10 protein-coding genes are annotated in these 12,176 nt (G+C 52.9%); 7 read left to right on the forward strand and 3 right to left on the reverse strand.

What is annotated here, in order from left to right; genetic code table 11:
- Positions 1-8 precede the first annotated feature (8 nt).
- The 6 genes from AC5JQH_RS23725 to umuC all read left to right on the forward strand — a co-directional run bounded on the left by AC5JQH_RS23725 (position 9) and on the right by umuC (position 7,089).
- Positions 9-992: an aldo/keto reductase gene (locus tag AC5JQH_RS23725; protein WP_375193791.1), complete on the forward strand. Its 984-nt coding sequence runs from the start codon at positions 9-11 to the stop codon at positions 990-992.
- Entirely contained in the window at positions 989-1,369 is a 381-nt protein-coding gene (locus AC5JQH_RS23730) for a carboxymuconolactone decarboxylase family protein (RefSeq protein ID WP_375193790.1), read from the forward strand. Before AC5JQH_RS23725 ends, AC5JQH_RS23730 begins: the two co-directional genes overlap by 4 nt.
- Before the next feature lie 575 nt (positions 1,370-1,944).
- On the forward strand, positions 1,945-3,486 hold the full coding sequence (locus AC5JQH_RS23735) for a hypothetical protein (protein WP_493806216.1): 1,542 nt from the start codon (positions 1,945-1,947) through the stop codon (positions 3,484-3,486).
- Positions 3,487-3,493: 7 nt separating this feature from the next.
- Positions 3,494-5,185: a hypothetical protein gene (locus AC5JQH_RS23740; protein ID WP_493806217.1), complete on the forward strand. Its 1,692-nt coding sequence runs from the start codon at positions 3,494-3,496 to the stop codon at positions 5,183-5,185.
- 186 nt (positions 5,186-5,371) lie between these two features.
- The gene (locus tag AC5JQH_RS23745; protein WP_482902005.1) at positions 5,372-5,806 is read left to right on the forward strand and encodes a LexA family protein; all 435 of its coding nucleotides are present in this window, start codon (positions 5,372-5,374) and stop codon (positions 5,804-5,806) included.
- Positions 5,803-7,089 carry a translesion error-prone DNA polymerase V subunit UmuC gene (umuC, locus tag AC5JQH_RS23750; protein WP_482902006.1) on the forward strand — a complete coding sequence of 429 codons (1,287 nt, stop codon included), beginning with the start codon at positions 5,803-5,805 and terminating at the stop codon, positions 7,087-7,089. Before AC5JQH_RS23745 ends, umuC begins: the two co-directional genes overlap by 4 nt.
- 5 nt (positions 7,090-7,094) lie before the next feature.
- Here umuC and AC5JQH_RS23755 read toward each other — a convergent pair whose 3' ends face one another.
- Positions 7,095-8,489, reverse strand: coding sequence for an ankyrin repeat domain-containing protein (locus AC5JQH_RS23755; RefSeq protein ID WP_493806218.1), 1,395 nt, complete (start codon positions 8,487-8,489; stop codon positions 7,095-7,097).
- Between the two features lie 292 nt (positions 8,490-8,781).
- Between AC5JQH_RS23755 and rdgC the strand changes: the two genes are divergently transcribed.
- Complete coding sequence (rdgC, locus tag AC5JQH_RS23760; protein ID WP_482902008.1) at positions 8,782-9,993, forward strand: recombination-associated protein RdgC; 1,212 nt, start codon at positions 8,782-8,784, stop codon at positions 9,991-9,993.
- Between the two features lie 376 nt (positions 9,994-10,369).
- Here the strand turns inward: rdgC and AC5JQH_RS23765 are convergent, their stop codons facing one another.
- A complete protein-coding gene (locus AC5JQH_RS23765; RefSeq protein ID WP_482902009.1) occupies positions 10,370-10,753 on the reverse strand; it encodes a hypothetical protein in 384 nt (127 codons plus the stop codon).
- A 112-nt stretch (positions 10,754-10,865) separates the two neighbouring features.
- Positions 10,866-11,747 carry a hypothetical protein gene (locus AC5JQH_RS23770; RefSeq protein WP_482902010.1) on the reverse strand — a complete coding sequence of 294 codons (882 nt, stop codon included), beginning with the start codon at positions 11,745-11,747 and terminating at the stop codon, positions 10,866-10,868.
- Positions 11,748-12,176: the final 429 nt, after the last annotated feature.

The raw sequence follows: 12,176 nt of genomic DNA on the forward strand, positions 1-12,176 counted from the left end.
GACATCCAATGCAACAGCGAACACTAGGAGCAGACTTTCTTACTTCAGCTATCGGTCTGGGATGCATGGGAATGAGCGAATTCTACGGCCCCAGAGAGGATTCCGAGTCCCTGCGCGTCTTGGCGCGCGCAGTCGAGCTAGGTATCAACTTTCTCGACACCGCCGATATGTATGGGCCGCATCATAATGAAGAACTCATCGGTCGATTCCTCGCGGATCAAAAGCCGAACCTCAAGATAGCCACCAAGTTTGGCATCGTTCGCAATCCCGGCGAATACTCACGAAGCCTGAACAACTCCGCCGCTTATGCCAAAGAGGCTTGTGAGGCGTCGTTGCGTCGGCTGGGCGTTGAGCAAATCGATCTCTACTACGTTCACCGGGTCAACCCTGAACAGCCGATTGAAGAAACCATTGAAGGCATTTCCAGGCTCGTCAAGGAGGGAAAAATTGCCCGAATTGGATTGTGTGAAGTCAGCGCTGAAACACTGCGTCGGGCTCATACAGTGCACCCAATTACGGCGGTGCAGACCGAGTACTCACTCTGGACACGTGATGTAGAGCGAGATGTGCTCCCAACCTGCCGCGAATTGGGCGTTGGTTTTGTGCCCTATTCCCCGCTGGGGCGTGGATTTCTGACGGGGCGTTTCCAAAGCACGCAAGACTTCAGTGCTGAGGATATTAGAAACAATCTGCCCAGGTTTGAGTCGGATGCCATCAAAGCGAATAGTCGGATCGCGGAGACCATAGCGAGAATGGCTGAACGAAAAGGCTGTAGTTCAGCTCAGCTATGCCTGGCCTGGCTTTTATCGAAAGGGCCGGACATCGTGCCAATTCCTGGCACGAAACAACTGCGCTATCTTGAAGAGAATGCGGCAGCTGCAACCATCGATCTCACTTCGGAAGAACAAGAAGAGCTTGAAGCGTCCACTGCTCGTCTATCGGTGATTGGTGAAAGATACACGCCTGAGGGAATGAAAGGAGTCAACGCATGAACAATGAGAACTCTGATCGTCGAAAGAAAGCTCTGGATCTGCTGGAATTACTGGAATCCGGAGCGCCGGCGCGTGTTTCCCAAAATATTGATGAGTTTCATCCCGAAGCGCTTGAGATACTACTTGGTTTTGCATTCCACGATGTGGTTTCGAGAGACGGAATTGAGCTACGAACACGCGAAATGCTTACTGTGGCCATGCTTGCTGCAATGGGAACGGCGCAATCTCAGCTCGAATTTCATATGCGAGCAGCACTTAATACAGGAGTGTGTCGTGAGGAGCTGGTTGAGATAGTTCTACAGGTTTCTGTGTATGCCGGAATTCCGGCGGCAATGAATGCTATGACGGCCGCGAAATCCGCCCTCCGTTCATGCTGACTTGAAAGCCGCCAGTGACGAGGGTTTTGTGCAGTACAGTTGGTCATTCTGTGGCGCTGTGCCATGCTTTTATTGGCCATCTGTACCTCTACAATGGACTTCCCCCGGTATGCATGACACACCCCAGCCTCGAACGGAGGCCATTTCAAGGGCATTGATCGAACCTCCTGAATGTTCGCTTTGCGACCTTTACGAACGATTTTAGGCTTTAGGAAAATTTTCCCCATGCCGATTTCGAACAGCAACCACCCAAGATATGTTTGGCAACCCCCAGCCGTCCTACGATATTTAGCGCGATTCCAGAATCTTGAAGCGTTACAATGAGGACAAAATTACCCGAAAAATAGCAAAAAGTGTCACTTTTACAATTCCACGTGAAAACAGACGCTTAAGCAAAAGTTACATGTTACTATAGGACTAAAACCATGATTTCTGCTCGCGGAACCGGCTACGGGAACGTCTGGCCATTCATGGAAAACGAGGGCGAAGAAAGAGACCTATTCATCAAGATATGCGAGTCGTGCAATCTCGAATGGATTGATCCTGACCCCGCTGAAAATAGTTATGGAGCTTGAATGCGCACTAACATGATTTCCATCGTCGACATGGCCCCGATCTATCCCCAGGAGCCATACCTTGAAATGGTGCAGCGACTCCAGGATCAGGTCGAGGGACTTACCTTTGAGTCAGCCTCGGAGACTCTGGACGCATTGCTCAATGTCGGCGACTCCGACTCGCTTGTTGATAGCGAAGGGCTCATTACAGAATATGAGCTGGAACCAGCGATCAACCAGGAAGAACTGTCGACATTGGCCTCCCGCCTCCAGTATGCACTGGCGGATCATGTCGATCTTGATCTTGATACCGCGAAAACCGTTACGCGCAACACCATAAATTGCGTTCCTCGGAGCCTTGAGGATCTGGTGGACTATGTGGAGCCGGAGACCATCGGATTCATCAATACCGGTTTTTTCATTGAGTTTCCGGAGATGACAGGTGGAAACAAGAAGCTGCAAATGTCGTTCATCGATAGTCAAGTGGCTAAGGTCGATCCCGGTCGTCGTCAGTTCATTCTGGGCATGGCCCATGAAGCTCTGGTTGAGCAGCCACTCGAAACACATAAAGGGCTGACCCAGAGGCAAAAGCTTTTGGAGAGGGCTGGCGTCTATTACGCCTTGCACCGGTATGGCCATCCGGTGGCAAGCTTGTGGTTGGCCAGGTTCTTGAACCCATTCCTGTTCTGCTCGTGCCCGAATCACGACTGCGGCGCCCGCCACTTTGGATTCACAGATCCGCAGTCATCGGCCGTTCTGGTGCTGGAAAACTTGCCCTACGTTGAATCCCTTCTGAATGAGAAAGACCAATTCACCCCCATGAGAGAGGAAATGTGTTGCGAGCAGATCTGCAGCAATCACCTCTCAGATGTTCTCTTTGGCGCTGAGGCTTTCATGCTCATTGATCAAGAGAGGCTTGAGGGAGCGAGCATTACCTCGATGCTGGACCTGGTGGGAAAGAATTACGAGTTGATGGATGACCTGCTCCAAATCCGGTTCTTGAAGGTCGTTCGGATATTCCAGCAAATCTATGGGGGTGGCCATGGGGAAATCGGCTTTCTTAAGCAGCCGCCCGAAGAAATCCTGGTCGAGTCTATCAAGCGGTTTCAGAGCTACGTTGCGGAACACCCGGGGCGCCCCAGCCTCGAGATGCTGACACTCTGGGACGCCAACAACTTTCTCGCAGTTGGGCAAGACACCGGTGACATGAAGATCGGCATCAGCCTCCATGACATGTTCCTGAGGAGCATGTATGAGCCACAGGCTTACGAGGACATGGCTGAGAGCATCATCGATATTGTCCATGAATACCCCGATCTCAACGATGCGAGTGTTCGAATCTTGCAGGGATTCCTCACCAATTACAGCTATGTCCTGGCACGGCTGTTTTTCGCGACCTCCGCATACTGCGACTCTTTGTTCCAAATCACCAATGAGCCTAAAGTGGTCAACCTGCTGGCGGAGTTTGGCTACTGGCCGGCAATGAAGATGAGGATGCAGGAAACCTCAAACCCTGCGGAGGTAGATTATTGGGCTCGACGCCTGACGGTTGAGGCCTCCTGATCCAACCATGCGGGACGATTATAGTGACCTGAACCTCAAGGGGCGGGGCGCCTACCTTAGCTCCCTGTCTCTGAAGGAGCCTCATGAGCCCGTCAATTACCGCGGCCATAAGATCAGCTTCCGGCCTAAAGTCATTTCCGAAACCCAGCTTTACCTACCAACAGGGCTTACAAGAGGCCCTGGCGAATGGCGGCTAAGGGTGCCGCATTCCTCGGGCATCGCAAAGGAGTCTGTTCGGGACAGTCGGTTTGCTAAATCTGAGCACGCAAGCCTTAAGGCCGCTTTGTTAAGGCTCATCTATCTGTATACCGCACACGACGCGCCTTCTCGGAAACAGAAGGAGACCGGCATTCTTATCAAGACTGGCCATTCGGGAGTGAGTGTTCAGGCATATAAGCGCGAAAAGAGGGGGTCGGTACCAACTTGGTCATTTGCCGTAATCGTCAAACAGAAAGACGGGCAGGGTGGCTATGACCGCCAGCATCTTGCCGAATGGACTCAGTACAAGGTTACCGAAGATCTGATTTCAGAGGCGGTGCGACATGGTGTCGCTATGCTCGAATACCGATCCCATTTGGAGCAGGTGAGGGGGCATGAGCTGGAAGAGCCGGTAAGCAAATTCACTCGGATCCCAGATGAGTTTTGGAAGAAGAATCCGCCACAGCCCATCACTGTTGGCACCCTGGTTCAGGCTGTTTATAAGGCTAAGGGCGAGCGCGTGCGTACAAGCCGGCCCCTGTTTCCGATATGGACCGGGATAGAGGGCTTAAGCTTTCAGTTTTCACCGACCACGCGCAAATCTGGAAAGGTATTGTGGCGTATTCGCCTTGTTGCGGCTCTTCCCGCTGTGAATAGCAAAAGGCACGTTCAGGTCGCGTCGACAAATCATGAGGCCATGACTCAGCAATGGGTTGATACGGCCGTCGCTGACGGCATCTGGCTTCGATCGTTTATCCTCGATTGTGCCGAAAAGCGCGAAACCGTCCCTAACGATTTATCGCTGGCGGACATCCCGGCAGGGTTTGAGCCCCAGCATACGGCGGCAGAGGTTCCCCTCGAGCACCTATATTTGGCCATTTCCCGAAAATCCCAGGCGAGGGGAGAAGAGCCTCCGTTTTTCGATTACGGCATGCCCACGCCAGACGCGAACAAGCTTTTGTCGCTTGATCTGAGTTTGCCGCAGCCAATGGTAAACATAAACGGCATCTGGATTTCCTTCAGAGCAAAAGAAACCAGTGAGGGCATGCTTTATGTGCCCACCAACGTCTCGCTTGATAGTAGGGGTAATGGCTGGAGGGTTAGAATTGCCCGCCAGCATTCAAGTGTCGATCGTTACCATGGAGACGTACACACACCGCTTGAAAGCTCGCTTTTCGACGCCTGGCGGACTGTTGTGCTAACGCTTAGCCAGGAGGGTTTTGAAAGACCCGGATCGACACAAAAGCGTGATATGGAGTTCGATACTGGGATGGTGGGAACTCGCATCAATTGGGGTGTTTCATGGGGTGGCGACGAACGGATGATCTCTATCAGAGGTTGGCAGGCGAGCTTGGTTAACGGTGAAGCACTTCACTATTGGCTTCTGGCCTGCACTCATGCTGAGTCATACAATTTAGATTATATGACTGTATGCCTTTTTTCAGATGTGCCTTTAAACCCTCCCCGGCCGACAAATGCAGCACTTGTTGTGGAAAGCTGAACAGGCATGTTGAGTCCTCTGTGTTTTGCCTATTCCATGGCGCCTAAAATTTGCACAAATGCTATTTTAATTTTTGACTCAGGACAAGAAAGATTACTTTTAATTGTGTTAAATGGCTTAAAATTCCCCTCGGAAACGAGGATCCTGCCCTTTATACTGTATGCATAAACAGTAAAGGAGCAGGCAGTGAACCCCCCGTTTGATATCCCCGCAGTCGATACTAAAGCCGTTTCAAACATGTATTCGGACAAAGTGCCGGCAGGCTTCCCTTCTCCGGCGGCCGACTATGCAGAGCGACCGTTAGACCTGAACGATTACTGCATCAAGAAACCTGCGGCCACGTTCTTCGTTCGCGCCCAGGGCGACTCCATGCGAGGCGTGGGCATCTATGACAACGACCTGTTGGTAGTGGACCGAAGCTTGAGCGCAGCTCACAGGCGGATCGTCATTGCGGTTGTGGATGGAGAGTTCACCGTGAAAAGGTTAGACCTTTCTGATCCTGAAAGGCCGGTCCTCAGGGCTGAGAATCCCGACTTCCAGGACATCTACCTGAAGGACGGCAACGAACTGCAGATTTTCGGGGTGGTCCGTAACGTCATTCACTCGACTCTGGATGTATGAGCACCCCCACAAAAACTGTCTGGGCCCTGGCCGACGTCAATGCCTGCTATGTCGCCTGCGAGCGATTGTTCAACCCGCGCCTACGGGACATACCGGTAGTCGTTGCCTCGAACAACGACGGCTGCGTGGTGGCTCGAAGTGATGAAGCAAAAGCCCTTGGGATCAAGATGGGGGTGCCTGTATTTGAGGTGAGACACCTTCAGAAGTCCCATGGCCTGGTGATTTGTTCCTCTAACTATGCGCTCTACGCAGACATGTCGAATCGCTTTATTCAGACCCTGGAGGAATTGGCACCGGCGGTCATGCCTTATTCGATAGACGAAGCCTTCATGGACCTGACCGGGGTCAGTGCCGCAGTAGACCTCACGGAATTTGGAAAGACGGTTAAGGACACGGTTGCACTCTATACGGGCCTGCCCATTTGCGTGGGGATCGCCCCTACCCCGACATTGGCAAAGCTGGCCAACCACGGAGCCAAGAAGTACCGAGGGACGAAAGGCGTTGTTGACCTCACCAGTCGGGAACGCCAGAGAAAGCTGCTTCACCTGACACCGGTTGAGGATATCTGGGGTATTGGCCGTAAGCTGAGCGCCCGGCTGAATGCAGCAGGCATCAAGACTGGCTTGGAGCTGGCGGATGCGGAAACAACGTGGATCCGCAAAGAGTTCTCTGTGGTAGTTGAGCGCACAGTCAGGGAGCTGAACGGGATCGCCTGTCAGGAGATGGAGGCGGTACCACCCCCAAAGCAACAGATTATATCGAGCAAGTCCTTCGGTGCTCCTGTGACAGAGCTGGCGGACATGCTGGATGCAGTATCGAGCTACGCCACCCGGGCGGCCGAAAAGCTCAGAGGTGAGGGGCAAGCGACAGCCCATATCACCGCCTTCCTATCCACCAGTCGGTTTGCTGGCGTCGAGCGGTACTCCAACTCAACCGGCACCCCATTGGCGCATGCCACACAGGACACCCGAGTTATTGTTCAGGAGTCCCTGAGACTGATCCGGAAAATCTGGAAGCCGGGCTTACGGTACAGCAAGGCTGGAATCATGCTTGGTGACTTCCGCACGCCAGGCAACGAACAGGAGGACCTTTTCAGTGAGGTCTCTGACTCGAGCAGAGATGAAGCGCTCATGCAGCTGATGGATACCATTAATTCCAAGAATGGCTCCGGATCTTTGAAGCTTGGGAGAAATTCGGGAGGCAAAGGTCAGTGGGTTATGAAGAGACGAAATCTGTCCCCGGCCTACACGACACGATGGAGCGATATTCCAAAAGCTCAGTAACGCGATCATCTGCCCTTTCGAATCGCCTGGATCACTGCGAAGTGATCCTCCACCAAGGCAATGTATTCGGCATTCTCCCCTCGGTTGTTCTGTAGGGTTGGATCGGCTCCATTCGCCATGAGGACTGCAACAAGACGGGCATTCCCGGCACGAGCCGCTTTCATCAATGGAGTCTCAAGCTGGGAATCCTGCGCGTTGATAGGCGCTCCGCTGTTAATCAGCATTTCGGCCAGCGCCGGCGCTCGCTCCGATGAAGTTTTATCACTGCCGCGGGCGAGATAATGGAGTACGGTTCTCCCCTGCGCGTCTTTAAGCTCAGGATCAGCGCCGTTCGATAACAAGGACTCCATAGAGAGTAAGTCTGTTATGGCGGACACCATAAGCGGGGTAACACGATTCCCCGGGGCCCGGTAGTCTGGATTTGCGCCACCTTCGAGCAACACCTTTACGCCATCGGGCATGGCGTTATAGGTAGCCAGAAGAAGAGGTGTCATCCCATCGTCCGTTTGAGCTTCAAGCGGGGCGCCATTGTTAATCATTGCCTGTGCCAGGCTGCGCCTCACAGGCTCTTCAAACATGAAATCTTTGTGGCTGTTGTAGACAAAGTGCAGTGGGGTCCAATCACTCTGGCCTGGCACCGAGAGTGCGTCGGGATAGGTTTTGGCAAGAAACAGGGCGACATCAACCTGCTTACCTACCAGCGACAGAATAATGGGGGTGTAGCCGCGCTTGGAGCGACTGACAGCCAGTTCCGGATTGGACGCCAGAATGGTTTTGACTGCTGGCAAGTCTCCGGAAAGGATTGCCTCAGCAAGGCTTGTGCTTGAGTACTCCTGTTTGGAGTCTTCCGCCGGCGCCTGCGCTCTCAGCATGGCCGCTATATCAGAATGGCCAGCTTCCAGGGCCGCAATAGCGGCTGTGGTACCCACATTGCTTTTGATCCCCGGGACGGCACCGGCATCCAGTAGGGCTGTTACCACCTCGCTTGCGCCGGCGTTGGCCGCCCAAAACAGCGGGGTAGCCCCGGCGCTGTCCCGGGCATTGACGTTTGCCCCTTTCTCTATGAGGCGGCGAACCAGGTCTTTTTGCTCGCTCTGGGTAACCAGCCCTGCCTCGATCTCTTTGCTGGATAGACCGGACGCCCAAAGCAGCGGTGTGGCGCCATTGCCCGGGATTGATTTATTGACCGAGGCTCCCGCTTCGATCAAAGCCTCGACCATATCGACGCGCCCCCAGACGATGGCCGTTGAGAGTGCCGTCAACGCCGGTTCACGCCCAGCAACGGCGTCAGTCGCGTCTGGGTTGCCGCCCTGCTCCAGAATCAGTTGAAGCCGGGTTTGATCCCCCGCCATGACCGCCTGCACAACCGGACTCAGCTCACCGGGTTCGCTCTTCTGCACCTGAACCTGCATTGTTTCGTTTGTTGCGGCATCTTGGCCTTGCCCGGCTGGCGCTGATGCACAGGCGGTCAGACCTAAGGCGCAGGCTACGATCATCAAGCGACGAGCTGTCTGTAGTGTCGGCATATTTCCCCGGCCTGGTACGGCCTCTATCTATTGCCCAAGGGGCAAGCAATCAATATTTGATAATACAAGTATGGCCTAAAGCCAACTTGTTTAGTATTCTCTATAATCATATCAAATGCGACGAGAGAATCGTTGCAGCCCTCACAGCTATCGAAGGACACCGTACATGATTTTCAAGCACGCCCGCGTATTCCGCTTCACCAAGCCCGTTTCCATCGATCCTGACCAGCTTGAGCAAAAGCTTCAGGCTGATGCTTTCAAGCCGTGTGGCCCGCAGGAACTTTCTCGCATGGGCTGGGCCTCTCCCCTTGGCAAACACGGCGAACATCTGGTCTATGCCGCTGGCGGTTGCATCCTGATTTGCCTGAAGAAGCAGGAAAAGATTCTCCCTGGGCCGGTCATCAAGGAGATGGTAGAAGAACGCTGCGAGGATATCGAGGCAGAGCAGAACCGGAAGGTTCGTAAGAAAGAGAAGGACGAGATCAAAGACCAGATCATGCTGGAGTGTCTGCCGAATGCGTTTTCGCGCACCAAGCGTTTCTTTGCTTACCTTTCCCCGAAGGACGGGTTCATGGTGGTTGATACCCCCACGGCGAGCGTAGCCGAAGAGCTGGCCAGCGCACTCCGTAAGTCTCTGGGCTCTCTGCCGGTTCGCCCCCCTGTTGTTGAGCAGGCCCCGGCCTTCACCTTTACCGGCTGGGCGAATGAAACCATCGATCGGCCGGAGTCCATCACTCTCGGTACTAAGGCCACTTTGATCGACCCCTCAGAAGAAGGCGGCAAGATCAGCGTTGATGGTATTGATCTTGGCAGTGACGAGATCCGGAATCACCTCGAGGCCGGCATGCAGGTCACCAAGATCTCTCTGGAGTGGGATAGCAACGTCAAGTTCGTGCTCAATGACGAGTTGGCCATTACCGGTTTGAAGTTCGGTGAGACCTTCCAGGAGAAGCTGGATGATGTCGATGCCGACGATGCCCTGGCCAAGTTCGATGCTGCTTTCGGGTTGATGACGCTGGAACTTTCCCGGATGATCCCCGGCTTGCTGGAGATCCTTGGGGGTGAAGACGACTCAGCCATCATTACTGACGTTCCGGAAACAGAGCTGACTGCCCACCAGAAGGACAGCGACTCGAGCGAACCGGCGCCAGTGCAGCATACCGGTGATCACGGCCAAACCGACAATCTTTACCCGGAAGTGGAAATGTTTGTTGTGGATACGCAGCGTGCCTCGATCTCTGGCGTTCAGCGAAAATTCAAGATCGGATACAACCGTGCAGCGCATCTGGTGGAAGAGCTGGAGCGAAAAGGCGTGGTTGCGCCGGCCGGGAATGACGGAAGCCGTGAGGTTTTGAAAGCTCCGGCCATGGCATCCTGAACACTGAATGAAATTCACCCTGTTGTAGTGTGAGAAGAGATAATGACACCCAGCATTCCCAGATCAACATTTGCCTTTTTCGGGCACGCATTTATGACGACGGGAAAGGTCTATTTGATTCTTTTCCTGATCGTCGGGTGGGTCGTTGGAGGCCTGACGGAGATCGACGGTATTTGGGCGCCGGTATGGATTGCAGGCACCTTTCTTGCCGTTCTCTTGACGGCATTCCGGGGAATGCTTCTAGTTGTCGAAGAACAGTCGATGCGACCATTGAATTCTTACAGTCGCATCTCGATAACGTCGATTACTGGTCGATCACCCGCGGTTCGGGTGTGGCCATTGATATCCGAGCAGGAAAACTCGCGATTGAAGGCTCTTATAATCGCAAACGGGTAAAACGGCTTTCGTCCAGCTTTTCTATGGCCCAGCCATCGGGCCTGCCATTGCCGGGCTTGCGATAAAGAATTGATACCGGCGTCTCCCCTGCTTTGTTGATAGCGAATGGAAGCGCCCCCTCCCTTTCTAGCCTATCCAGGAAGTAATAGGTCTCTGCTTCTGCTGCGACGTGAAGCGGGTGATTTCCTGTTTCATCGAGAGGTTGCGAGAAGTCAAAGTCACCGCGAGATGCTTCAGAAATGGTTGGAGAGTCCCCGAGGATAATTGCTTTCTTGACGGCTCCCGGGCCAGGCTGCAAGAAGGCACAACCGCTCAAGAAAACAACCATGAATGCGGCTAGCACAAGCCTTGTCTGGATTATCATTTTATCGTCCCTATTTGAGCTACCAATCCCGCAGCGTCATGCAACGAAGCAGGATTCTTCAATCAGACACCCCCACGTAGGCAATGATTCTAGTTGTGAACTTCGTATAAGGTTAGCGCCTATTTGCTGGACAATGACGCTCAGGGTACACCGGGCGCCTTATAAAATGCCTTCTTCGTTGGATCTTCTCAGCAACAATCTCGAAAGCAGCCATTACAGCATGCGAAACCTCCCAACCAGGATTTTCGCAAACTCCCTTGGATCGAATGAAAGACTCAATCTCGGTCGCGATTGAAAAGATAACTGGTGCTGATCGGTAAGGGTTGATTGAAGAATCATTGAGCCGATTCTCAACGACCATTCGATAAGCAATAGTCAATGCATTGGTGTGGTCTGGCACACAGGTAACCATGGTGTTGCAGAGACTGTGCTCCTCTACTACGTGCTGGTATTGGTTCAGCAAACCGTTAACCTTCGATCGATCCGTGACAGACAGTTGGCCGCGCATGTCACTGATTGACTGAATCTGGGGAGATAACAGGTGTTTGAAGAAATGAACTGCCTGTTCAATTAACTCGCTTTCGTTCACGGCCCACTGATCCCCATCTTTGAGGTTGGCGGGACTGTCAACCAGGTAGATCGATTGGCAGAGATCTGCAAACTTTATCAGAAGGATGCTCCAGCCATCCTGGTATGCCTGAGCTGAGTCCTCTATTTCACTGATCAGTTGTGACGAAGCATTCTTGGCAAATCGATTCAGTTCGGCTTCACTGTTGCCCACATTGAGCTTTGCTGCATCGGCAGTTCTCCCGGGAGATTTTATTGCGGTCACCAGCTCTTCATGGCTTTCGTAATCAAGCGCTTCTGCGAGCCACTCCCCCACTTGCGATAACGTCAGTTTATTTACCTTACTGGCGGCGAAGTGCTTGTTGGCTTTTGACTGAAAAGTTTTCACGAGCGCTTTCTTGGCGCTGTGATCAAGAATTACAGGCATAGGTCACCTTTAGTGGTGTAGTTGAAGTGCTGACGCGCACTGAGAACGTCTTCTATCTAGCGCTTGGGTTCGGTGACAAGGAACAAAGAGGTCCGACCGGTTTACTAAGTTCTACAGATATCTTCATATCTGAGGGAAGCTGATTGAGCACCTCAAAAAATAATAGTTTATTTTTTAATTATAACCAAGCCCGATCAACAGCCTTCGTGGTTAATACGGCAACTCTATCATCCCCAGGAGCGTTTGAGGCGGCGTGCTGATAAATCACCTCTACCGAATTAACCGCGGGTGATGCAGCAGGTTTTTAGTGAAATTTTCATGTACCGGGTCCAGCGATTCCATTTGGTGCCCTTTCCCGGCCATGCGCCACAAATTTTTCCAAAGATGCGTATACTTGAGGGTATATGCAGGTCCCGCGATTATTCCGCC

The sequence above is a fragment of the Marinobacter sp. H13 genome, from assembly GCF_059072335.1.